At 63.5% G+C, this 25135-nt stretch carries 14 protein-coding genes; 7 read left to right on the forward strand and 7 right to left on the reverse strand.

Annotated features, from left to right (window positions below; all coding sequences use genetic code 11):
• Positions 1-2 precede the first annotated feature (2 nt).
• The 4 genes from Q0982_RS12445 to Q0982_RS12460 all read right to left on the reverse strand — a co-directional run bounded on the left by Q0982_RS12445 (position 3) and on the right by Q0982_RS12460 (position 14258).
• A complete protein-coding gene (locus Q0982_RS12445; RefSeq protein WP_299395967.1) occupies positions 3-2774 on the reverse strand; it encodes a cation-transporting P-type ATPase in 2772 nt (923 codons plus the stop codon).
• A gap of 87 nt (positions 2775-2861) precedes the next feature.
• Entirely contained in the window at positions 2862-3053 is a 192-nt protein-coding gene (locus Q0982_RS12450) for a helix-turn-helix domain-containing protein (protein WP_299395970.1), read from the reverse strand.
• A gap of 216 nt (positions 3054-3269) precedes the next feature.
• The gene (locus Q0982_RS12455) at positions 3270-12062 is read right to left on the reverse strand and encodes a calcium-binding protein (protein ID WP_299395972.1); all 8793 of its coding nucleotides are present in this window, start codon (positions 12060-12062) and stop codon (positions 3270-3272) included.
• Between the two features lie 993 nt (positions 12063-13055).
• Positions 13056-14258, reverse strand: coding sequence for an ROK family transcriptional regulator (locus tag Q0982_RS12460; RefSeq protein ID WP_299395975.1), 1203 nt, complete (start codon positions 14256-14258; stop codon positions 13056-13058).
• Positions 14259-14610: 352 nt separating this feature from the next.
• Here Q0982_RS12460 and Q0982_RS12465 point away from each other — a divergent pair, with 352 nt between their 5' ends.
• From Q0982_RS12465 to Q0982_RS12490, 6 genes are all read left to right on the forward strand, one after another.
• Positions 14611-15648, forward strand: a complete 1038-nt coding sequence (locus tag Q0982_RS12465) for a sugar ABC transporter substrate-binding protein (RefSeq protein ID WP_322097015.1) — start codon at positions 14611-14613, stop codon at positions 15646-15648.
• A 146-nt stretch (positions 15649-15794) separates the two neighbouring features.
• The gene (locus tag Q0982_RS12470; RefSeq protein ID WP_299395977.1) at positions 15795-17015 is read left to right on the forward strand and encodes an ABC transporter permease; all 1221 of its coding nucleotides are present in this window, start codon (positions 15795-15797) and stop codon (positions 17013-17015) included.
• On the forward strand, positions 17012-17812 hold the full coding sequence (locus tag Q0982_RS12475; protein ID WP_299395980.1) for an ATP-binding cassette domain-containing protein: 801 nt from the start codon (positions 17012-17014) through the stop codon (positions 17810-17812). The genes Q0982_RS12470 and Q0982_RS12475 overlap by 4 nt, the downstream gene beginning before the upstream one ends.
• A 169-nt stretch (positions 17813-17981) precedes the next feature.
• Complete coding sequence (locus tag Q0982_RS12480; RefSeq protein WP_299395982.1) at positions 17982-18911, forward strand: carbohydrate kinase; 930 nt, start codon at positions 17982-17984, stop codon at positions 18909-18911.
• A 352-nt stretch (positions 18912-19263) separates the two neighbouring features.
• Positions 19264-20748 carry a cytochrome-c peroxidase gene (locus Q0982_RS12485; protein ID WP_299395985.1) on the forward strand — a complete coding sequence of 495 codons (1485 nt, stop codon included), beginning with the start codon at positions 19264-19266 and terminating at the stop codon, positions 20746-20748.
• 80 nt (positions 20749-20828) lie between these two features.
• A complete protein-coding gene (locus Q0982_RS12490) occupies positions 20829-21566 on the forward strand; it encodes a hypothetical protein (protein WP_299395987.1) in 738 nt (245 codons plus the stop codon).
• Positions 21567-21639: 73 nt separating this feature from the next.
• Here Q0982_RS12490 and Q0982_RS12495 read toward each other — a convergent pair whose 3' ends face one another.
• The 3 genes from Q0982_RS12495 to Q0982_RS12505 all read right to left on the reverse strand — a co-directional run bounded on the left by Q0982_RS12495 (position 21640) and on the right by Q0982_RS12505 (position 24216).
• Complete coding sequence (locus tag Q0982_RS12495) at positions 21640-21999, reverse strand: hypothetical protein (RefSeq protein WP_299395989.1); 360 nt, start codon at positions 21997-21999, stop codon at positions 21640-21642.
• Between the two features lie 77 nt (positions 22000-22076).
• Positions 22077-23897: a sodium:solute symporter family protein gene (locus tag Q0982_RS12500; RefSeq protein WP_299395991.1), complete on the reverse strand. Its 1821-nt coding sequence runs from the start codon at positions 23895-23897 to the stop codon at positions 22077-22079.
• A gap of 13 nt (positions 23898-23910) precedes the next feature.
• Positions 23911-24216 (reverse strand): DUF4212 domain-containing protein, encoded by a 306-nt coding sequence (locus Q0982_RS12505; protein WP_299395992.1) that lies wholly within the window; start codon positions 24214-24216, stop codon positions 23911-23913.
• 223 nt (positions 24217-24439) lie between these two features.
• On the opposite strand from Q0982_RS12505, the gene Q0982_RS12510 reads away from it, so the two are divergent.
• Positions 24440-25078 carry a hypothetical protein gene (locus tag Q0982_RS12510; protein ID WP_299395995.1) on the forward strand — a complete coding sequence of 213 codons (639 nt, stop codon included), beginning with the start codon at positions 24440-24442 and terminating at the stop codon, positions 25076-25078.
• Positions 25079-25135 lie beyond the last annotated feature (57 nt).

Genomic DNA, 25135 nt, shown 5'->3' on the forward strand with positions numbered 1-25135 from the left:
GCTCATGACCGGCGCGGCCGTGCCGTGAGCGGGCTCTGCGGAGCGTCCGTGCGGCCGGTCCCGAAGATGCGCTGGCGCAGGCGCTTCTCCAGCTCCAGGATCAGCATCACCGCCACGCCGACGGCGACGATCTGCAGTCCCTCGAGAAGGCTGAGCGGCCGGGTGTCGAAGAAGGCTTCCATGAAGGGCGCGTAGGTGAAGAGGAACTGCAGCGCCGTTACGGCCGTGATGGCGATCAGCACCGGCTTGGTGCCGACGACGCCCCTGAGCGTCAGGGAGGTGTCGTTCAGGTAGCGGACGGAGAAGAGGTAGAAGATCTCCATCACCACCAGGGTGTTGACGGCGACGGTCCGCGCTTCCTCGATGCTGGCGCCCTGGGCCTGGGCCAGGGCGAACTTGCCGAAGATCCCGCCGCAGAACAGCAGGGAGACGAAGGCCACCCGCCAGACCACGAAGGCCGAGAGGATCGCCTCTCCGGGCGCGCGGGGCGGGCGGCGCATGACGCCGCGCTCCGAGGCCTCGAAGGCCAGGGTCATGGCCAGTACCACAGAGCTCACCATGTTGATCCAGAGGATCTGCACGGGCGTGATCGGCAGGGTGAGGCCGAAGAGGATGGCGATGATAAGGCTCAGGGACTCGCCGCCGTTTACCGGCAGCAGGAAGATGATCGCCTTCTTGAGGTTGTCGTAGACCGTGCGCCCGGCCTTCACCGCGGCGGCGATGGTGGCGAAGTTGTCGTCTGCAAGAACGATTTCGGCGGCTTCCTTGGCGGCTTCGGTGCCTTTACGGCCCATGGCGATGCCGATGTCGGCGCGCTTCAGGGCCGGAGCGTCGTTGACCCCGTCGCCGGTCATGGCGACCACCGCGCCGCTGGCCTGCAGCGCCTCCACCAGCCGCAGCTTGTGTTCCGGGCTGGTCCGCGCAAAGACGTCCACCTCCGCGGCCCGGCGGCTGAGGGTCTCCGCATCGAGGCCGTCGATCTCGGTGCCCTGCAGTACATCGCGGGTGTTCTCGAGGTTGAGCTGGCGTGCGATGGCCTGGGCCGTACCGGCGTGATCGCCGGTGATCATCTTCACGCGGATGCCGGCGGCGCGGCAGTCCGCCACCGCGGCCACGGCTTCCTCGCGCGGCGGATCGATCAGGCCGACCAGCCCCAGCAGCGTCAGGCCATCGGCCACGTCGTCGAAGCGCAGGGCACTGTGCTCCCAGGGCGTCCTCTTGCTGGCGATGGCCAGCACGCGCTGGCCCTCGGCAGCGATCGCATCGGCGCGGCGGTGCCAGTAGTCCCTGTCCAGCGGCTCCGTGCGTCCGTCATCGTGATGCTGCCACTGGCACATCTCCAGCAGGCGCTCCGGCGCGCCTTTCACGTAGATCGCGGCCTGGCCGCTGTGGTCGTGGTGCAGGCTGGCCATGAAGCGGTGCTGGGAGTCGAAGGGGATCGAGTCGGTGCGGGGGTGGGCGCCGCGCTCGAAAGCCGGGTCGAGACCGGCCTTGTGGGCCAGGGTGACCAGGGCGCCCTCCATGGGGTCGCCGACCACATGCCAGTCGTCGCCCTGGGCCGTGAGCTCCGCCTCGCTGCAGAGAAAGGCGGCGCGGGTCAGCCCGGTCAGCAGGGGAAAGTCCCCGGCTTCGATGTCCCGTTCTGCGAGCGAGAATCCGCCATGCGGCGCGTAGCCGGAGCCGGAGACCGTGAAGAGCTGTTTGGCGGTGGCCACGGAAGCGACGGTCATCTCGTTCCTGGTGAGCGTGCCGGTCTTGTCGGAGCAGATGACCGAGACCGAGCCAAGGGCCTCGATCGCCGGCAGCCGGCGGACGATGGCGTGGCGCGCCGCCATGCCCTGAACGCCGATGGCGAGGGTCACCGTCAGGATAGCCGGCAGGCCCTCCGGGATGGCGGCCACCGAGAGGCCGACAACGGCCATGAAGAGTTCGCTGAAGCCGTAATCCCCAAGCGTCAGGCCGAAGAGCAGGATCGCGGCACTGGCCGCCAGGATGAACAGGGTCAGCCACCTCGCGAAGACCGCCATCTGGCGGATCAGGGGCGTGGTGGTCGACTGTACCTCGGCAATCAGCGCGCTGACCTGGCCCAGCTCCGTCGCGGCCCCGGTTGCCACGGCAACGCCGCGGCCCTGCCCGGCTGCGACCAAAGTGCCGCTGAAGGCCAGGCAGCTGCGGTCGCCGAGGGGGGCCTCGCCCGCCACCGGCGTCGTCGCCTTGTCGACCGCAACGGATTCGCCCGTCAGGACGGCTTCCTGAACCTTCAGCCCCCGGGTGTCGAGCAGCCTGAGGTCAGCGGGCACGCGGTCGCCGGCTTCCAGGATGACGATATCGCCGGGGACGATGTCCTCGCCGTCGACGGTCTGCCGTCGTCCGGCGCGCAGCACGGTCGCCTTGGGGGCGAGCATGTCGCGGATGGCGGCCAGCGCCCGTTCGGCCTTGCCTTCCTGAATGAAGCCGATCACCGCGTTCACGAAGACCACCGCGACGATGACCCCGGTGTCGACCAGGTGGCCCAGGGCGGCTGTGGTGGCCGCCGCCGCCAGCAGCACGTAGATCAGGAGGTTGTGGAACTGACGCAGGAAGCGCAGCAACGGCCCCTGCCGCTTGGGCTCCGGCAGACGGTTGTGGCCGAAGCGCGCAAGCCGCGCGGAGGTTTCCTGATCATCCAGCCCCTGTTCGGCGCTCGCGGCGAGCGCTTCCAGGGCTTCCTGATGCGGCCGGTCGTGCCAGGTGGTCGGCGCTTGTCTTTCCGGGCCAGCCTCTACGCGAGGCATGCCGGCACCGCTCTATCGTCCTCGCTGACGCCGCTGTTGGCGCCCCGGCTGGTGCCCCGGCTGGTGCCCCGGCTGGGCAAAGTGTCTTCAGCCGTCCTTCGTTTCCTTGCCACTGCTCGGCGCGCGCGTGGCGTGTTCATTCACAAAGGCCTCCAGATCCTTGACTGCCACCCGGAACTCGCGGCCCAGCCGTATTGCGCGAAGTTCCTGATGGTGGATCCACGACCGCACAGTTTGCTCCCGCACCTTGAGGAGCTCTGCGATTTCCTGCGTGGTCATGAACGGTTTACTGAGCATGATTCGGTCCCGCTGGAAATCATATAAGACCGTTGAGCACCATTCAAAGTGTTTCGCACCTTTCTGGCAGGTTTAAGGTCGATCCAATGGAGCGGATTCGGTCCGGAGCCCGGTCCTACGGATACCCTTGGGCCGCGGTGGGCCGGCCGAAGCCCTCTGCCGATCACGGATCAGCAGAAGGCTTCAGGTCCCCCGGCATCAGACAAAGAGGATGTCTTCCTGGGTCAGCAGCGCGGAGTCGACCCCGGACACCGTGATGCTGCTGCCGGCGCCGTAGTTGATGACGGCGTCGTTGCCCACTTGCTCGATCGTAAGCTCCGCGAAGGTAAGGCCGGTATCCCGCAACTGGATGAGATCGGTCCCGTCCTCGAAGTCAGAGATGGTGTCCTGCCCATCGCCCTGCTGGAAGCGGAAAATATCGGCGCCGGCCCCGCCGATCAGCAGATCGTCGTCCAGCCCCCCGACCAGGAGGTCATCGCCATCGAGGGCGGTGATCGTGTCGTCACCCTCGAAGCCATAGATCTTGTTGGCTGTCCCGGTCCCGGCCAAATCGTTGGCCGCCGCATCTCCGGTCGTTGCGAGGTTGGCGGCCATCTCCGTTGCATCCCAGATCAGCCCGTCGGCAAACTCGACGAAGCCCAGTTTATATTTGCCGTTTGGGTAAAAGTGGTTCTTGACCGTGACGAACTCTCCCGTGTCATAGGCGGCGACCTGCAGGTTGTAACCCACTTTGCTGAACATCATGTCGGTGGACATCAGGTCTTCCAACCGAAGGGTGTCGCCCTTCCCGGTGTTCTGTGGGTTATCGATGAGGTCGTTGCCGTCACCCAGCCTCCAGAGGTAGACATCGAAGCCGCTGCGGCCCTGCAGCACATCATCTCCCAGGCCGCCGTCGAGCGTGTCGTCTCCCGACCAGCCCCAGAGTGTATCGTCGCCGTCATGGCCAACGACGAAGTCCGAGGAGTTCGACCCCGACAGCAAGTTGTCGCCCGCGTCACCCTGAAGAAGCGTATTGGCGTTGATGTCTGTCAGATCCCAGACGACGCCATCGCTGAATACAATCGATTCGACGCCCCAGTTGCCGGTCTGACTGTGCTTGCCCTCATCGATCGTGATGACTTCGCCGCTGGGAAGTATGTTTACATAGATATGTGTCTGATGGGAAAGCTGAGTGAGTTCGACTTGGTCCGACGCCACGTCGAGGAGGTGAAGCACATCCTGACTGCCGGAGTCCGAAACGGTTTCGTTTATGGTGTCGTTACCGTCGCCCAGCTTCCAGATATAGGTGTCACTGCCGGCGTCTCCCCGCAACAGATCGACACCAATGCCCCCTTCAATCGTGTCGTCGCCTTTGTTGCCGTCGAGCGTATCGTTGCCTTCGCCGCCCAGAATGACGTCGACCAGGTTCGTTCCGGAAAGGGCATTGTCGCCCGCATCGCCCTTGAGCTTGGTCTCCGCCAGGATTTTCTCGAGGTCCCAAATCTCGCCGTTGGCGAATTCGATCTTTTCGACACCCAGGTTATTGACCTGACTGTATTTGGCCTCATCGACCGTAATGATTTCACCCGAGGGCAGGACATTCACAAAGATGTGCGTCTGCCCTGCCAGCTGAGTGAGCTCGACCTGGTCCGACGTCACATCGAGAAGACGCAGCACATCCTGGCTGCTGGGGTCGACGACGGTTTCGTTTATGGTGTCGTTGCCATCGCCCTGTTGCCAGACATAGGTGTCGCTGCCGGCATCGCCCCGCAGCAGGTCAGCGCCAAGGCCACCTTCCAGTGTGTCGTCACCCTTATTGCCGTCGAGCGTATCGTTACCCTCGTTGCCCAGGATGACGTCAGCGAAGTCCGTCGCGACAAGGGCGTCGTCGCCGGCGCTGCCTTGGAGCTTGGCTTCCTTGATGATCTTCTCCTCATCCCAGACCTCGCCGTCGGCGAACTCGATCTCCTCGATTCCCCTGTTCTTTGCACCGTATTTCTGTTGCTGGATCGTCAGCATCTCTCCCGAGGACACGATTGTGATGAGGAGATCCGTGGATTCTGAAAGCTGGGTCAGCGTGACGTTGTCGGACGTCACATCCAGGAGACGGAGGCGATCTACGTCGGTTGTGTTTTGGCCGTCGTAGATGGTGTCGTTTCCATCGCCGACCTGCCACTCATAGATATCATTTCCGGCGCTGCCAATCATGGAGTCATTGCCCAGGCCACCGACAATAACATCGCTGCCCTTGCCGGCGTTGATGGAGTCGTTCCCGTCCATTCCCTGAATGAAATCCTGGCCATTCGTGCCGGAGATACTGTTCGCGCCGGCATCGCCGTCGATGATGTTGACCACCGGCGCCGGGTTCTCGACATGACCGTTGCCCGCGGCCTGTTTCTCGACGCTCTGGGCAACGGCTGCCACGAACTCTGCGGCAGTGAACTTTGCGGCTGGAATCCAGACAGTGACATAGTCGGAATTGAGATACGGAGTAGGAGGGCCGCTGCCAACGACTAGACTCTCGACCCAGAGAGCCTGCTGCTCGGCGGTCGGGAGAACTCCGAAGGCGTTCAGGAAGACCTGGTCGACCAGCGCGGCACCGGACAGGCCTTTCAGGCTGCTCGAGGATACACCCTGGATGTCGCGGTCCTGACCCATCAGTTCTTGGGCAAGATCAGCGACCGACTCTGTGCCTCCCAGCAATCTCTCGGCATAGACTTCGAGTTCGTGCGTGGTTGCGTCCCGGTCGTAGATGGTATCGAAGAGGTCTTGGATGATACCCTTGACATAGGCCTCATCAAGACTGCGCTCGAAAACGGCTTCGGTTTTCAGAAGATCCAGATTGTTGGTCAGCATCTGTGTGTTGCCGACGATGGCGTGTTCCGCCGATTCCGCCAGTTCAATGATCAGACCACTGCGCGTAAGGCTGCCGTCGGCCAGCGCCGTCAGCTTCTCGTCCAGCTCGCTGAGGCTGGGGGCACGGCCAAGGCCGTTGAGGTACATCTGATGAACGAACTGTGCGCCGCTCATGTCTCCGTAGCGCGTGTAGAACTCGCCCAGGGATCCGTATTTGGTCGATCCGTCCAAGGTGAACATCTCCGCCAGCGCTTCCTTATCGAGTTCGCCGTCGACGATGTAGAGCGCCACCCTCTCCTCTTCCTCGGTGGAGAGTGCGCGGTCGAGTGCGACATCAAAGAGATCGGCTGCCTCGCTCTTCAGGCGGGCAATGGTTGCGCTGTCCAGATGGTGTTCGTAGGTGAGTGTCTGATAGTCATAGTCAAAAGAGCCGGAGCCATCGTTTTTTTCGGTGGCCTTCCAGTGTTTGATCTCCACTCTCCAGTTCACGAGGCCACTGGCCGGGTCGTAGTGGTGGGTTGCGACGAGGTGATTCCATCCTGAGAGAAAGGTATAGTGATTCAATACTGAGTTATACGGAGAGTTGGTGTTTTCTACGCCGTTGTACCAGGTGTAGCTGTTCTCCGGATCGATGGCAGAGCGGGTCATCACCTGGGTGACCGATCCGTCTGAGACGGTCGTGACCAGCCCGTCGGCGGAGGTTTCCGTGGTCCAGGTCTTTTCCAGGACCCCGCTTTCGTCGAAGAACTTCTCGGTCGCCGTTACCGAGCCGTCGGCGGCGGTCACCTTCTCCTCCGTGGAGTCGTCATAGCCGTTGCCGTCGTAGTCGGAACGTGTCTCCAGGCGCTGACCATCGGCGGAGACGACAGTCTCGGTCTTGGAAGCCAGGTCGCCGTCGCTGTACTCGATTTTCTCCAGGACCTCAGTGCTGCCGTCCTCCATGAGCGTTTTCTGCCAGGACGCATTGCCGTCGATCACGCCATCGCCGTCGGTGTCCAGGGTCGCGTTCACGGTCAGGCCGTCGGCCGAGGCAGTGGTGACCCGCTCATACCCCACGACCCCGGTGTCGTAGCTCTCGGTGGAGGTCGTAATCCGATTGCCATTGTTGTCGAAGACCGCCTCGTGGCTGCGGGTGATGTCCGTTACGCCGTTCCCGTCGAGATCGATCGCGTAGCTGACATTCATGCCGTTGGCGGACTTGCTTATGACAACCTCTGTATCGAGGCTGCCGTCGGCATTGAGGTTCTGCAGGGTGGTCGTCACGCCGCCGATGGCGTCGGTCTCGACGATCTTTACTCGATCGACAAAAGTGTCGCCGTCCTCGTCGATATCGTGCTGTTTCGTGAGTCCATCGTCGGAAAGGGTGATGGTCTCGGCGCGGAGCAGGCTATTGCCCGGCCCATAGCTCTCAAGCTGCCGTACCGAGCCGCCGGCGGCGCTTTGGGTCAGAACATCACTTTTGTCGATGTCGCCGTCGCCGTCAAAGTCCTGCTCGGTCGTTACGACCAAGCCGTTGCCGCTGGTGGTAGTCGTGGTTTCCGAGAGTGTCTGGTTGCTTGCATCCTGTGTCACCAGGGTGCGGACGACCTCTCCGTTGGTCTCGAATACCGTGGTGTCGGTCGTCTTGATCTCGAAGTTGCCGTTTTTGTCGTAATCGCGCTGGCTGATGATGGTGAAGCCGTCGTCACTGATCTCACGCTTCTCGGCCCCAAGAGACTCGGCCCCGTTGTGGCCCTTGCCGTGCTGGATCTCGACCAGTGTCGAGCCGTCTTCGGCAACCGACGTCGTCTCATCTCGTTGCCAGAGGACCTGGCCGTGTTCGTCGGTTCGGGTCCAGGTCTTCCGGAGGTCGTCGGCGCTGGTCATCTCCGTTTCTCTACCAACCTGGGTTCCCCCGGTGGTGAGGTAGGTCTTTTCCTTGACGAGTGCTCCCGAGGTGTCGGTGAATTCGGCGAGCCGGTAGCCGGGATTGCCATCACTCCTGACGGAGAGTGTGGACGATTTGTCGGCGTTTACCGTCCGCGTGGTCTCGCTTACCGTGGTTCCGTCCACCGAGGTGGTCAAGGAATGCTCGGTTTCCGTGCCGTCCGCTGCGATGGACTTGGTGATAACCGTCGTCTGGTCGATGACCCCGTCATTGTCGAGGTCGGCCATCTTCGTCACGGTCCAGCCGTCCGGGCCTGTGATTGTCGTGTACTTGGCCCAGATAGCCTCATTCTCACTTGAGTGATTTGTCGTTTCGACCTGCGATCCATCCGAGAACAGCTCAGTCACAGATTCAATAACGGTCTCATAGACGCCGTCGCCGTCCTTGTCCTGCTTGGTGATGCTGACCAGGCCCTTGCCGTCCACCTCAGTCCGGCTGCGGCTCGAAAGGTCACCGTTTGCCTTGAAAACAGATTGTTCCTTTGTTGTCGTGCCGTTATCCGCCAGGGTCGTCGTGACGATCCGGTCGAACCCGCCGTCGCCATCGCTGTCGGTTAATTCGATGGTGCTGCGCCCGTCGCCCGATTGCGTGACTGTCTTGGCACTGCGCAGTGCGTCGGCCTGCAAGTCCCGCACCTCGGTAGTGGTCACGGTGTCGCCGTCGGCCTCCAGGACCGTCTCGGTCCGCGTTTCCAAGTCAAGGATGGCATCGCCATCCCGGTCCTCACTGACGGTGCGAAGCTGGCCGTCGCCGCTGACCCAGGTTTCCGTGCGGCCGAGCAGCGATGTGTCCTGGGCGCGGACGTCTTCCACCGTCGTCCAACTGCCGTCAATATCCGGCGTGGCGGTCGTCGTGGTGATCCGCTCGAAGACGCTGTCGCCGTCTGCGTCGACTTCTACGGTGGTCTCGGTGTTGTTGCCGTTGACGGTGTTGACGGAGGTGTCGCGGGTGCTGCCGTCATCGTTGAGGTTGGTTGTCGTTGTCGTCGTGGTGCCGAGGTTGTCGAACTCGATGGAAACGACCTCGGTTGCTTCGGCAACACCGTCGTTGTTGGCATCGACGGTCGTGGTCACTTCGTCGCCAGCGGCGCTGGCATGAACGACGGCGGTTCCGACGATGTTTCCAAGAGGCGTGTAGGTGGTTTCGGTGGCAGTGGTCGAACCGTCGTCGGCGGTCACGGTGACGGTCTGGACGTCCACCATGCCGTCGCCGTCCTTGTCGATCTGTTCCGTCGTCGTGCGGCGGTCGGCGCTCTCCAGAAGTGTGATCTGCGACAGCTTGGTAACGCCGTCGCCGGCATAGTCGGTGACCACCCGGATCGTGCTGCCGTCGGCTTCCTCTGCCCGGGTATCGACCGTGATCCGGTCCAGGACGGTGTCGCCGTCGCGGTCATGTTCGGTGGTGACGGTCAACCCGTCGGCGGATACGATTTCCACCGTGCTGCTGCGCAAAGAGTTGTCGCCGTTGGAGACCGTTGTGGTGGTTGCCACGACGCCGTCGGCCGCGGTCAACGTTTCTTTCAAGACCCGCAGGTCGATGTCGTTGTCGTTGTCGCTGTCGGTCAAGGTGAGGGACTGCAGTCCGGCGGCATCGGTCGTGGTGGTCGACTCTGCGTTGATGGAGCCGTTGGCATTGCGGTCGTAGACGACATCGGTCTTCTCCCCGGTGACGTCGTCGACGGTGACGGAGCGCAGTATTTCGTCAGCGCCGAAGATGCCGTCGAGGTCCAGGTCGACCCGGGTTTCGGCGGTGATCTTGTCGGCCCCCAGGGTGGTGACTTTGTTGCTGAGCAGGGTCCCGTCCCCGCTGCTGCGGGTGGTCGTGGTTTCCCTGTTGCCCTCGGTATCGATCACCGTGACCTCGGTATCGGTCCAGTCGATAGCCTCATCGCCGTTGATGTCGCTGACGATGGTTTTGGAGAGGGTATCCCCGCTGAGCGTGGTGACTGTCTCGCTGAGAGTGTTGCCGCTGGCGTCTTCCACGACATGGGTCGAGGTCGTGACCTCGCCGGCACCGCCGGTGGTGGTGATCACCGCAACCGTCTCCGCGACGCCGTCGCCGTCGCTGTCGTAGGCGATGGTCTTGACGTCGCCGTTCTCGGTGGTCGTGGTCTGGGACAGCAGGTTGCCGTAGTCGCCGCTGGTGGTCTCGGTCTCCACCCTTACGCCGTTCGGCTGATTGTCGATGTCGAAGGCCGCGACGAGGTCGGTTGCGCCGTCGCCGTCACGGTCGATGGTCGTGGTGCGGGTCAGGCCGTCGGCAGAGACCTCCTGGGTCGTGCTGCGGATGACGCTGCCGTCCGGGGCCAGATCGTCTTTGGTGACGCTGCGGCTGCCGTCCGGGTTCTCACTGCGGTCCTCGCGGCTGTCGAACCAGCCGCCGCCGGTGGAGTCGCGCTCGATGGTGATGTCCTTGCCGTCGGCACTGGTGGTGGTGACGGCCTGGTCGATCAGGATGGCACTTGCCTGATCGGCACCATCGTAGTTGGTCACGGTCTTGGTCTGAACGCCCTGCGCATCGCTCGTGGTTTCGACCGTCTGGATGCGGTCCACCGCACCATCGCCGTTATCGTCGAAACTGCGCGTGCTGAGCGATCCGTCCGGGCTGGTAACCGCTGTGATGACGAAGGCAACCGCGCCGCCGGCATCGTATCCCGTGGAGGCGACGACGGTGTTGCCCTCGGCATCCGTCGAGGCAACCTGCTCGACGTCATAGCCCTGTGCTTCGACGGCCAGCGTGGTGTCGGCCATCTTGCCTGTGGTGCCATCGGCCAGGGTAAAGGTGGTCTGCCCGGTGATGTGGGATCCGTCCGGCAGTTCGATGCTCGTAGCGTCGACATCGAGGTTCAGCGAGACGATTCCCAGCTCTGTCAGGGTCATTACCGTGGTTGAGCCGTCAGCATTGGTGACCATGACCTTGAAGTCGGTAAAGTCGGGGTCGCTCGCGTCGAAGACACCGTCACTGTTCTTGTCGAAAGCCGAGGCGAGGGCTTCGATGTCGCTGTCGGCGGCCGGGTCCCACTCGGTGAAGATGTACTGGCTCTTCTCCTGAATCGCGTCGTAGCCGTTCGGATCATAGAACAGCACGCCGTTTCCGGCGGCGGCCCAGGCCGTTTTGTGCAGCAGACCTTCGTCGCCTGCCGGCGCGAAATGCGTCGATTCCTCTAGAGCGGTGATCTCGATCTCGCCGCCGTCAAGGTTCAGGATGATCGGCTTGCTGCCATCCTGTCCGTCCTCGCCTTCCTTGGGGTCGTTGCTGTCTTTTTTGCCGGAAAGCGATTCGAAGAAGTCCTCGATGCCTCTTCCGATCTCGTTGATGATGTCCACGATTCCCTTGGCGATCTCCTTGATCGCATTGCCGAACCCGCCTGCGATTGCGCCCAAACCACCGAGAAAATCGCCTTCTGAGAAGCGCTCGAAGCCTGTCTTGAGTCCCGCGCCGATAGCGCCGAGGGCCCTGCCGGCCGTGCTGAGGATTTCGCCAGCGACATGGAAGCCGGTATTTACGAGATCGCCGAGCGCGTCGCCGGCCGGACCCAACTTATCGAAGACGGCGTTGTCTATACTATCGCCCAGTTCTCCCAGGGGGCCGGAATCGTTGTGAACCCGAACACCGCCGGCGATATAGGTATGGAAATCCTCGACCTCGAAGTTGTAGGTTTTCCAGCCTTCGTGAACGTTTTGTTTGAAAACAGTGTTGCCATCGGACAGGGTTGACCGGGTGGCCGACTGCTCGAACATCCCAGCGCTCTCTGCGCCGTAGCGCAGGAATTCGGCTTTTGTGGTCACAATCGAGCCGTCGGCATCGACGATCCGCGCCGTTCGACCGCCGAGGCGCAGAAGGTCGCCGATCTTGGTGAAGCCGCCGGTCTCATCCAGGAAGGCATGACCCGGAGTTACGTAGACGGCATCCCTGCCATCCGGAAACTCCAGGCGGATGAATTCCTGCGTGACATTTTCGTACTTTCTGGCGACGCGCTTTGGCTGTACGGCGCCGCGTCCGGCAGCCGCGGCGGCATCAAAGCCGGCGACGATATCGCCGACGGCGATGTCACGGATCGCCCGCTGTTCCCCCGATGCCAGCAGGACCGCGGTCTCAGCGGAGAAGCATCGGTCATTGTGGTACCGCTCCCAACCACGCGTAAGCGACCCACCATTTCTGAGCATATCATCGAGGAAGCTATCGAGTGCGGCCGCAAACTGAGCAAGAACGCCGACCTTAAAGGTCACTTCAAAGCCTGCCGAATACCCTTTGACTTTGGGCGTTGCTACTCCGCCCGTGATGTCAGCTTCCGAATTGATCTTTGCCTTAAGAGGGCCGCGGCGGACCTCTACAGACACAACTCCGTCTTTGTCTACCCCAATGGGGCCAAAGCTCTGGTTTCCATCTTGATCAATGCTTACAGGTCCGGCGCTTATACTGAGCTTTGTATCGGACCCGATTTTCGAAGAGCCATCTGAGGAGCTGATTTCGCGTTTTAACTCTACGCCACGCCTGCTGTACGTCGCGTAAGCGCTTGCTTCGATAACAGGTTCGTTAATGTGGCCGCCGAAGTGATCAAAGGAGGCGGAATTGCCCATCTCGTGCTTCTCCTCATGCAGGTCTGATACGCCGCAGGAGCGCTCGGGCCGGTTGGCCGGGCCTTTGCTCTCAAAGTCGCTGCGGGCGATGCTTCAAAGTGCTGCGGTGAAGCACTGTCAGGTGTGGTTGGTTACCTCATCTACTTCCTGGGGAGCCTCTGTGCCCGGACGGCGCAGGGCCAGCCTGAATAGCTGCCTGTCGGCAGCCGGCCTTGTATTGTACGTTCTTGCTGTCAGGGGTCCGGGCGATTCCCGGTCCGCTTCGGATGCTGGTCTGCCCTGCAGCGCGCAGCCGTAAAGCGGATCAGCGTGCAGGTCTTTGCTTTGCTGGAAGCTGTAGGCGGCCTGCCGTAGAGGCCTTGGCCGCGCCGGGCGGGATCGTCAGTCATCTTCTTCCCCCATGAAGACGATGGGATGGCTCACAGGCGCTGATGCGCGCCTTTATCCACCCCGTTACCGATGTTTCCCACGACTCGGAGTCTCACCGAGAGCGCATATGAGTACAAGAGAATTCTCTGCATAGCGGTATTCGAATTCTGCTGATGCGCTGCGGTGTGCCCACAAGCTGTCGGAGACCATCGACCGTGGAATGGCGGCGCAGTGCCGGAGGCATCGCCCGGTCTCCGCTAGGTCCCCGGACTCTTAGGCGGCGGTTTTCTTCACCAGCAGGTTCTGGTCCGGGGAGAACTGGCGGATCAGTGGCAGGATCGCGGCGCCGCAGACCCGCGCCCGGGGACCCACGTTGCCCCGGCGGATCTCCAGCGGACTGGTGCCGGTGAGATCGATCCCCGTCAGCGCCGCCCGGACGTCGGCGACAAAGGTTTCGACCTCCTCGCCGTGCAGCATGGCGTCGATGACGACGCCCTCGAAGTCGATGATACTGATGGCCGCTGCGATCGCCTGGGCGATGGGCGGCGCTGCGCTGCGCCGCCACTGGGCGAAAGCCTCGGCGGCGCGGGGGTCGCGGACCAGATCGGCGATCATGGCGTCGCCGCTCACGCCTGCCTTGCGGACCTCGTCCGTCAGGCGAAACAGCGAGCCCTGGCGGATGAGTTGCTCGAGATGGCCGTCCGGGGCGGCGACGGGGATGGAGCCGATCGCCCCCGCGTTGCGCCGCGTGCCCTCGAAGAGGCGCCCGTCGATCACCACACCGCCGCCGACGAAGGTACCGACGTAGATGTAGAGCGCTGACGAAAAGGTGAGGGCGCCGCCCAGGGTCATCTCCGCGGCACAGGCCGCCGTGGCGTCGTTGTGCACCTCGACCGGCAGGCCGGTCAGCTCGGCGATGGTTGCAGCGATGTCGACCTTGTCCCAGTCAGCCAGTTCGCTGGGGTCGAGCCCCATGACGTCGGTCCAGGCCGAAAGCTGGCCGGGCATGGCGACGCCGACGCCGACGATGCGGCCGCGCAGCGTCTCCTCCAGGCCGTCCAGCAGGCCGGCCAGTTCGCGCCGCAACAGCGCGGTGACCTCGACCTGGCGCGGCGCGGGGTAGGGGAACTGCCGGTACTGCACCGCCTGGCCGTGGAAATCCACCAGCATCAGTTCCAGGCTGCGGCGCCCGATCTTCACACCGAGCGAGAGCACGCCCCGGGCGTTCAGGGCGATGGGGGTATGGGGCTGGCCGACCTTGCCGCGCACCTTCTTTTCCTTGCGGACCAGGCCTTCCTTCAGAAGGGTGTTGACGATGACCGAGACGGCCTGAGCGCTGAGGCCGGTGTGGCGGGCGATCTCGGCTTTCGGCAGGGCTCCGGCCTGGCGGATCAGATCCAGGATCATCCGCTTGTTGTAGGCCCTGAGGCCGACCTGATCGCCGCCGCCGCGGACCTGAAAGTCACCCTCGCTCATGATGGTCGTCGCGCCTTGGCTGCCGCCGGGAAATCGCTGGCCCGCGCGCTTCCTGGCCCACGGACTGCCGCGACAGAATGCGGCTTTCCCCTGCGCGGAGCAAATAATTCTTATTGATTTATTATTATCGGACTTTGCAACCCTGGGGCTTCCCCGCCCCTGCAGCGTGCTTCGGCGCAGCCTTGAGACAATAAAAAACTCAATGTGATTTATTTATTGACAGGCGCCGGGACGGGCGGTTAAATCGGACCATAAGGAGCACGCCGCGTCCATCCGGCCGGCCCCAAGGAAGCTCCGAACCAACAAGGTCCAAACACTCTTTGGCCAAACGCTCTTAGGGAGGAGCTCTATCATGAAGTCCGCCATGAAGTATGGTGTCATCGGAACGATCACGGCTGCCAGCCTGATGGCCCTGGTCGGCCTGTCGGCGCCGGCCCAGGCCGACGACGTCATTATCGGTCTCATCACCAAGACCAACACCAACCCCTTCTTTGTGAAGATGCGTGAAGGCGCCGAGGCCAAGGCCGGCGAACTGGGGGCCGAGCTGCGCACCTTTGCCGGCAAGTACGACGGCGACAACGCGGCGCAGATCGAGGCCATCGAAAGCCTGGTCGCCGCCGGCGCCAAGGGCATTCTGATCACCCCCTCCGATCCGGCGGGGCTCGCCGACACCGTGCGCCGCGCGCGCGAGGCCGGGGTGCTGGTCATCGCCCTCGACACGCCCTTCGATCCGCCGGAGACCGCCGATGCGACCTTCGCCACCGACAATTTCCGCGCCGGCGAACTGATCGGCCAGTGGGCCGCTGCAAAGATGGGCGACACGGCCGAGGCCAAGATTGCCACCCTGGATCTCTCGGAGGCGCACATCACCGTGGACGTGCTGCGCAACCAGGGATTCCTCAAAGGCTTCGGTGTCGATACGAAGAACATCAACAAGATGTACGACGAGGACGATCCGCGCCTGGTCGGCGGCGACTCCACCCGGGGCTCCGAGGAAGGCGGGCGCACCGCCATCGAGAACCTGATGCAGAAAGACCCGGGCATCAACGTCATCCACACCATCAACGAGCCGGCCGCCGCCGGCGCTTATGAAGGTCTCAAGTCCTTCGGCATGGCCGGCAAGGTGCTGATCGTCTCGGTCGATGGCGGCTGCCCCGGTGTGCAGAACGTCAAGGAAGGCATCATCGGTGCGACCTCCATGCAGTTCCCGTTGCGCATGGCCTCGCTCGGCGTCGAAGCGGTGGTGGAGTTCGCCAAGTCCGGCAAGAAGCCGGAGAACACCGCGGGCCTGAACTTCTTCGACACCGGGGTCGAGCTGGTGACCGACGAGCCGGTCGACGGCCTTCCCTCGATTTCCTCGGAAGAAGCGCTGGCTAAGTGCTGGGGTTGAGGCGCCCTTAAGGCTTCCCCCGCGCCAAAGCGCGGAGGGATGGGAGGGCCGCGGCCCCAGGTGCCGCGCCCTCCCGGAAACCGCAAATCCATCGCCCAGACGTTGGGCCCGGGGAACCGGACCCTCTAATCGGGGAGGAAACCGCTATGGCCGATGATCAGGCCGCGCCGCGGGGGCCGCAGGACTTTGAGAAGGTCCTCGATAAGAGCGCAGCGGAGGTCGCATCCTTTGACGTGCGCGACAAGTCTGCGTTCGCGCGCTTCCATTACTTCCTGCACGCCAACCCAACCGCCGCGCCGGTCGTGGTTTTGATGGTGAGCTGCATCGTCTTTGGCGTTATTGCCAACAACTTCTTTTCAGCCTTCAACCTGTCGCTGATCATTCAGCAGGTGACGATCATCGGCATCCTGGGCGCGGCCCAGACGCTGGTGATTCTCACCGCCGGCATCGACCTCAGCGTCGCCGCGGTGATGGTGCTCAGCTACATGGTGATGGCGCGCCTTGCGGTGCAGGGCGATGTTCCCTCGCTGCTCGCCGTGATCATCGGTCTTGCCGTCGGTCTTGCCTGCGGGCTTCTCAACGGCAGCCTGGTCACCCGCACCCGCCTGCTGCCGGTGGCCGTGGCGGTGCTGAGCTGGGTGCTGCTCTACAGCTTTGGTCTGCCGCTGATCTATATCGTGCCGATCGGCATGATCGCGGCCCTGGCCGTTGGCTGGTTCAGTCTCGGCCCGGCGCTGGAAGTACGCCTGCCGCCCTTTATCGTCACCCTCGGCGCCTGGTCGATCTTCTTTGCCCTGAACCTCTGGTATTCGGAATCGGAGACCATCCGCAGCCAGGACATCGACGCCGCCGCGCCGTTGCTGAAGGTCTTCGGACTGCGCGTGGAAATCCTGGGGGCGCAGTTCACCCTCGGCTCTTTTCTGATGATCGGAATCTTCACCGTTCTTTGGTATGCCCTCACTTGGACTGCCTGGGGGCGCGCCGTTTATGCCGTCGGCGACGACAAGGAGGCCGCCGAGCTGTCCGGCATCCGCACCGACCGGGTCCTGCTGTCGGTCTATGGCGTTGCCGGCCTGCTCTGCGCCATCGGCGGCTGGGCCGCCATCGGGCGCGTCGGCTCCGCCTCGCCGCAGTCGTTCTACGAGGCCAACCTGGATGCCATCACGGCGGTGGTGATCGGCGGCACCTCGCTGTTCGGCGGCAGGGGGGCGATCTTCGGTACGCTCTTCGGCGCACTCATCGTCGGTGTGTTCCGCTCCGGCCTCAAGCTGGGCGGTGTCGACGTGCTCTGGCAGACCTTTGCCGTGGGCCTGCTGATCATCGTCGCCGTTGCCATGGACCAGTGGATCAGGAGGGTCAGCGCATGAGCCCGAAGCCCGTCATGACCGGCCGCGGCCTGACCAAGCGCTATGGCCGCGTCACCGCGATGGATCGCGCCGACTTCGAGCTCTTTCCCGGCGAGGTCCTGGCCATCATCGGCGACAACGGCGCCGGTAAGTCGACCCTCGTCAAGGCGCTCTGCGGCGCCGTGCAGGTCGACGAGGGGGAGATCAGGCTGGATGGCGAGCCGGTCAACTTCGCCTCGCCGATGGACGCGCGCGACGCCGGCATAGAAACCGTCTACCAGAATCTGGCGCTTTCGCCGGCGTTGTCGATCGCCGACAACATGTTTCTCGGCCGCGAGCTCTACAAGGACGGCATCGCCGGCTCGCTGTTCCGGATGCTCGACAAGAAGCGCATGCGCGACTTCGCGCGGGAGAAGCTGACCGAGCTCGGGCTGATGACGGTGCAGTCCATCACCCAGACCGTCGAGACCCTTTCGGGCGGCCAGCGCCAGGGCGTGGCGGTGGCCCGCGCCGCCGCCTTTGCGACCAAGTTCGTCATCATGGACGAGCCGACCGCGGCCCTCGGCGTCAAGGAGAGCCGCCGCGTGCTCGAGCTGATTCAGGACGTCAGGGCCCGCGGCATGCCGATCGTTCTGATCTCCCACAACATGCCGCATGTTTTCGAGGTGGCCGACCGCATTCATATTCACCGGCTCAGCCGGCGTCATGCCGTGATCCGGCCGCAGGATTTCTCCATGTCCGATGCCGTGGCGATCATGACCGGCGCCATGGAGCCGCCGGACGACATCGCCCTGCCGGAGGGCGCAGTCTTGAACTGAGTTGGTGAACTAGGACAGTGACTTGAAATGAACGATCTCCCTGGGGCGGCCGGATCAGACACGGCCGCCAACCTTGTGGGGTGCGAAGTCAGGCGACGGGGACCCGCCGCTTCGCGCCCCTCTTCCTTGGTTCTGTAGCTGCGACTCCCTAACTGCGGATTTTTGACGGATGTTTGTTGTTTGTGGCGAGGCGCTGTACGACGTCTTCACCCTGGAGGAAACGGACCGGGGTTTCACGATGGATGCCCGCATCGGCGGCTCACCCTTCAACGTGGCGATCGGCCTGGCGCGACTTGGATGCGACGTTGCTTTCTGCGCCGGGCTTTCCAGCGACCCCTTGGGCCGCCGGCTGGAACGGCATCTGGAGGCCGAGGGCGTCGACACGCGCTACGTCGTGCGCAAGGACAATCCTACGACCCTTGCCCTCGTTGCGCTGGGCGGCGGCGGAGAGCCACACTACAGCTTCTACGGCCACGCCGCTGCGGATCGTGCAGTGACGTCAGCCGACCTGCCCACGCTGCCGGAGACCGTGCAGGCGATTCACTTCGGGTCGTTTTCTCTGGCGGTTGAGCCCAGCGGTGCGTCCTTTCTGGAACTGGCGCGGCACGCTGCGGAGAAGTTGGTTTCCTTCGACCCCAACATCCGCCTGAACGTGGAGCCCGATGCGGCGCTGTGGCGCCAGCGCACCGAAACCTTTACGCAGATCGCCGCGTTGGTGAAGGTCAGCGTTGAAGACCTCAACATTCTTTTCCCCGAGGAAACGCCGGAGGGCGTCATCGCCCGCTGGCATGCCAACGGCGTTCAGCTGGTGGTGGTGACGCGGGGTTCGGAGGGGGCGCTGGTCTCCCTGCGCGGAGAGGTCTTCGAGGTGCCGGGCCGGCGGGTGGAGACCGTTGACACCGTGGGCGCCGGCGACACCTATCAGGCGGCGCTGCTCTGCGGCCTTGAGCGCCTCGGGAAGGCGAGCAAGGCCGGGCTCGCCGCCTTGTCGATGGCCGAATGCCGGCGCCTCGTCGACTTCGCCGGCATGGCGGCGGCGATCACCTGCACGCGTCGCGGCGCCGACATGCCGCATGCGGCAGAGGTGCCGGACATCTGATCCGCTGAGGCGGCTTTCAGCCGCCGCGAAGCTTCCCTCAGCCTGCAGGGTGAGACCGGCCCTGACAGTACCCTCTTGAAAGAACTCTGAGCACATTCTTTCCTGCCGGCCCGGTACAGCTGTCCCAAAAGAGAACGGGAAATCTTGGGTAGCTGGGACAGCTGCCCGATTTCCAGTGCCATGACGATCGCCGATATCTCTCAGCCGCCGCTTCGCTCCATGGCTGGGTGCGATGGGAGTTTGGTGCAACCGCGTCGCAGTGACAGCGCTGCCGATTGACCAGGCGCCCGCGAGCTCGGACCACGCCATCCTTACGGACGGCAAGGGAGCAGAGGATCAAAGGCTGAGGACTGTGAAGACCCGCAAACTCCTGACGCTTTCTGCGGCCGCTCTGCTGGCTGCGGCACCACTGACTGTACTTGCGACGGCCGCGGAGGCCGATCCGGTGGCCGGTCTGGCACCGGTTGCCGACAGCGACTTCCACGATGATGGACGGCCCGATCAGGCCAAGGTGCGCCTTGGCCGCTTCCTGTTCTTCGACAAGGTGTTGAGCGGCAACCGCAACATCGCCTGTGCGACCTGCCACCATCCGACCTTGGCTGCGGCCGACGGCGTATCGCTCTCTCTGGGGGAAGGCGCGCGCGGCCTGGGAACGGAGCGCCGCGAAGACCCTGGGACGCCACTGCTCGGCCGTGTGCCGCGCAACGCCCCCGCTTTGCATTTTCTCGGCGCGCGGGAGTTTATCGCTCTTACCCACGACGGCAGGGTGGAGGTCGACCCGGCACGCACCTGGCCCAGCGGCTTCTGGACCCCGGCGCGCGAGCAACTGCCCGAAGGGCTCGACAATGCGCTGGCGGCCCAGGCCCTCTTCCCTGTGCTTTCGAACATCGAGATGGCGGGGCACAAGGGCGAGAACGCGGTGGCCGATGCGGTCGCGCTGAACCGCCTCGGCGGCCAGGACGGTGCCTGGGCGATTCTGGCCAGACGGCTGCAGAAGATCCCCGAGTACGTCGATCTTTTTGTTGAGGCCTTCCCGGAGGTCGATCAGTCCGAAGACATCACGATCGTGCAGGCGGCCAATGCAATTGCCGCGTTCCAGACCACGGCCTTCCGGCCTGACGACAGTCCCTTCGACCGCTACCTGCGCAGCCGCGATCCCGCCGTGCTTTCGCCGGCGGCGCGGCGCGGCATGGCGCTGTTCTACGGGGACGCCGGCTGCGCAGCCTGCCATAGCGGCAAGTTTCAGACCGACCACCGCTTCCATGCCATTGCCATGCCGCAGATCGGCCCGGGCAAGAGCGACGGCTGGGACCGCTCCTACTGGCGGGCGACCGGTTATGCCGCCAGGGTCGAGGATTTCGGCCGCTACCGCGTCACCTTTCGTCCGGAGGACCGCTACCGCTTCCGCACGCCGTCCCTGCGCAACGTCGAACTGACGGGCCCCTGGGGTCACGCCGGCAGCTACGCCAGCCTGGAGGCGGTGGTGCGCCACCACCTGGATCCGGTCGCTGCGCTCGAACGTTACGACGCCCGGGAGGGCGCGCTGCCCAGACTGCAGCGGGTGATCGAACCCAGGGCTACGGGGTCGCGCCTCAGCCACGAGGCTGTCAATCCGGCGCGCCTCGCCGACTATCTGCGCCGCGATACCTGGGCTCAGGAAACCGGGGCGCTGCGCAGGGAGCTGGCAGAGGCCAACGAACTGCCGCCACGCAGCCTGAGCGATGCTCAGGTCGAGGATCTGCTGGCCTTCCTGCGGGCGCTCACCGATCCGCGCAGCCGAGATTTGTCCGCGCTTGTGCCCAGGCGCGTGCCCAGCGGCCTTCCGGTCGCGGACTGAGCAATCAGAAGATTGAACGCAAAACTGTCGCCGCTCGTATCCCGCCGCATCCTTTGGACCCTTTTCAGGAGACGTGATCCATGTCCGTTAAATCCCTTCTTATGACCGCCTCGGCCCTTATGGTGCTGACGGCTTCCGCAGCGGTTGCCGACAGCAGCGGAGAGCCAAGCACCCAGGTTGCCTACGATGCCCCGGTCGCGCTGGAGTTCAATTTCAAACTCCATGTCGAGGACAATCTCGCCGAGCAGGATGTGCTGATCGAGCGCGAGCCCGGCTCCGGCAAGCTCTATCGTCCGACCGCCGGCGACCGGGACATGAGCCAGCCACTCTATGCCGCCGCGGAACCGCTGGAGCATCAGCCCTTCGACGAGACGGCCAACGGCCCCTGGCCTAAGGGCCGCGCCCTGGGCATCACCCTCGGCGACTGGCTGAGCGCCAAGGGTGAGGCCAGCTACAGCTGCGCGAACGGCGAGGGCAGCCTGACTGCCGACTTCACCGGCCTTGTGCCGGACGGCGTCTACACCATGTGGCACTTCTTCATGGCTTCGCCGCCGACCGAGCCCTTCATCGGCACCCACGATCTCCCGATCGGCACGCGCGACGGTGCCCAGTCGGTCTTTACGGCAGACAAGGCGGGCAAAGCCCGCTTTGAAGCGGCTTTCAAGCCATGCCTGCAGCTCACCGGCGAGCATCTGGCGGCCGGGTTGGCCATCGCCTGGCACAGCGACGGACAGACCTACGGCGCGCTGCCGGGCGACTTTGCGACGGTGTCCCACGTTCACCTCTACGCCGGCCTGCCCAAGCGCAGCGGGCTCTAAGAAGCCATTACAGTTCGGGGTGGAGACAAGGCAGGGCCGGCGCCAGCGCGCCGGCCCTTTCTCGTATGGACCGTCAGTTGACCATGTCGTAGAGAGCGCGGGCGATTTCGCCTTCCAGCGGGAAGGACAGCATCCCCATGACCGAGTATCCCAGCAGCCAGGGCATCAGGTAGAAGCGGATCATGAAGAAGAACCAGGCGACGTAGAGCGGCACCAGGGGTTCCAGCAGAAAACCCGGCGTAATCGGCCGGAAGACTCGGATGATGGGATTGGTCCCCTTCACGAAGACCTTCATGAAAAAGAAGTTCGAGTCTTCCGGCAGGAAGAGGTTCATGGCGACGCGGCCGATCAGCGTCCACATGATCACGCCCATCAGATAGTCGAACACGATGACCCAGATGGGAAAGACGGCAAGCGGGTCGGTTATCGTCACCTGTTTACGGGTCCTGAATAAAAAGGGTGGCGGAGAAACTCCGCCACCCCAGTCTACATGCTTTTGCTTGTTTCAGATCAGTGCTTGGCACCGAGGATCGTTTCGCCCGAAGGAATACGAACCTCGTCCACCATGTCCTGCACTTCCTGGCTTGGCGCCGGGGTCATCAGGCTGACCACGACCATCGCCACCAGGCTGACCGGCATGCCGATGATGCCGAAGCGCAGGTGGTCGATGCCCATCCAGGGCGTGCCGCCGTTGTACACGTAGTACAGATAGGCGGAGCCAGCGGCGAAGCCGAAGACCATGCCGGCGATCGCCCCCTGGGTGTTGGCCCGTTTCCACCAGACCCCCAGCACCAGCGGGAAGAACAGGCCGGAACAGGCGAAGCAGAAAGCCCAGGCCACGGCACCGAGAATACCCGTGAGCTGCAGACTGGCGATCAACGCGGCGGCCGCGCCGATCACGATGAGCAGCACGCGGGCGACGATGAGGCGATGCTTGGTGTCCGCCTTCGGGTCGATGATCTTGTAGTAAAGATCGTGGCTCAGCGCGTTGGCGATGGCCAGCAGCAGCCCGTCGGCCGTCGACATGGCCGCGGCCAGACCGCCGGCAGCCACCAGGCCCGAGATCACATACGGCAGCCCGGCGATTTCCGGTGTCGCCAGGACGACGATATCCGGCCGCATGAAGAACTCGTTGAGCTGAACGATGCCGTCCCCGTTGCTGTCTGTGAGGAACAGCATGCGCACGCTCTCCCAGTTCTGCACCCAGGCCAGACTCTTCACCGCCTCGAAGGACTGTCCGATGACCGCCGTCGGCAGGGTCGGGTCCAGCAGCTGCAGCTTGGTCAGCGTGGCCAGGGCCGGGGCCGTGAAGTACAGCAGGAAGATGAAGAACAGCGAATAGGCGACAGACCTACGCGCGTCCCGCACCGAGGGTGTGGTGAAGTAGCGCATCAGGATGTGCGGCAGCGAAGCCGTGCCCGCCATCATGCAGAGCGCCAGGGTGACGAACTTCCAGGAGTCCATGCCGCCCTGCGGATCGTTGTGCGGTGTCGAAAGGATTCTGACACCCCTGAAATCAGCAGGTGCGCTTTCCGTTGCCGCTGTCCCCAGCCCGACCAGGGGCTCCAGCTCCTGGATGCGGGCCACCGCATCGCCGTAGGAGAAGTGCGGCACCATGCCGAAGTCCTGTTTGTTGGACATCCAGATGACCGGCACCAGATAGGCGATGATGAGGACGATGTACTGGGCCACCTGGGTCCAGGTCACCGCCCGCATGCCGCCGAGCATGGAGCACAGCAGGATGCCGACCAGGCCGATCCAGACGCCGAACTCGAAGGGAATATGCAGCGCGCGCGCCGCGATGGTTCCCGAGGCGTTGATCTGCGCCGTCACGTAAGTGAAGGAGGTGACGACCAGGATCACGACGGCGCAGAAGCGCGCGACGTTGCCGCCGTAACGCGTCCCGATGAAGTCCGGCACCGTGTAGCAGCCGAACTTGCGCAGGTAGGGCGCCATCAGCGAGTTGACCAGCACGTAGCCGCCCGTCCAGCCGACGATGAAGCCCAGATAGCCGTAGCCGCCGAAGTAGATGCCGCCGGCCAGCGCCACGAAGGAGGCGCCGGACATCCAGTCCGCCGCCGTCGCCATGCCGTTGTAGACCGCCGGCACTTCGCGGCCGGCAACGTAGTAGGCCTCGACCTGCATGGTGCGCGACAGCCAGCCGATCAGGGCATAGATGGCGACGGTGAAGGCGACGAAGAGGATGCCAATGGTGTCGGCACCGACACCCATCTGCTCCAGGATCGCCATCAGCACGATGAAGACGAGGAACCCGCCGGTGTACATCGCGTACACGCGGCCGAGGTTTTCGATGAAGCTCCCTTTGATCATGTCGGTCGTCCCCCTATTCGTCGCCGACGCCGGCTTCGTCGTCGATGGCGTCTTGACGCCAGTTCTGGAAGAAGATCAACACAACGAAGACGAGGAGTGAGCCCTGGACGATCAGGTAGTAGCCCAGCGGAAAGCTCAGGAAAGAGAATTCATTCAGTGCTTTGGCGTTCCAAGGAAGGATGAAGGCAAAGATCGCCCAGACGACCAAAACTCCGATCGTCAGGTTGCGGGTTTTAGCCCAATGACGCTCCTTTGCTTCCTTGCCAATCCCGGGCGCTGATGTTCCCCCAGCGCCGGGGTCTCTTGTGGCTTCAGACATTGTCATTCCCCCAGATGTTTTTTTCGAAAATGCCCCACTACTTCAACATGGTTGGCGAAGGTTCGCGAGTAGATCATGATTGTACTGGATTGAAAACCTTAGTAGTAGCGATTATGACGTTTCGGCCGAGCTCAATCATCGAATCGATTAGCGTTTCGCGGCAGTCTTGTGCAAATCCGCGGGCCCGCGGGTGATGCAACCCCTGCGTAAAGCCTGGGCCTTCTTGCCCGAGTTTCTCGCGCGCCTGACCGTACGGCGCGATTCGGGCCCTATCGATTCGACCGATACGTTGTGCCGCTTCGTTGCGACGCGCGCAGCCTTCATTGCCCAAAAGACCCTCTATGGCTACCTGAAGGCCCGGATGGGCACACGCTATCCGAGCATGTTCGAAGACGATGTCTTCGCTTCGTCGATCGACATCGCCAAGATGCATGTCTTCGCTGCCTGTCTGTCCGATCTGACTCTCTTTGCGGTTTCCCATGCGCTGCAGGACGAGACTCTTGACGACGTGCTGCGGCGCGAACTGGCACTGCAGTGCTTTCACAAGGGTTTGGCGGACAATGCCGCCGCGGCGGCCCAAACCTCCGCCTTCTCCGCTGACGAAGCCATGCAGGCCTTCGAGCGGCGCCTGGCTTTCCACGATTGGCACAACGGTCCGCGCGGCGCGGCGCTGTTCACCGCCAGTCCCGCTGCGCTTTTCGAATGGGCCCCGATCGCGCCTGCCCTGAAGAAGCATGACAAGGAAATCGTCGAGAACTCCATCAAGTTCAAATGGCGGGACATCCGGGAACGCTTCGAAAAACGTGCCCGGGGGTCCGCCGTCGCCGCCGATTTAACCAGCTTCGCCGAGTTGCGCCATTGATGCTGATCAAATCCCGCGAGGATGCAATGAGGTTTAGTGTCGCACTGCGGGAAGGGA

It is taken from the genome of Pelagibius sp. (assembly GCF_028281305.1).
Lineage (GTDB): Bacteria > Pseudomonadota > Alphaproteobacteria > Kiloniellales > Kiloniellaceae > Pelagibius.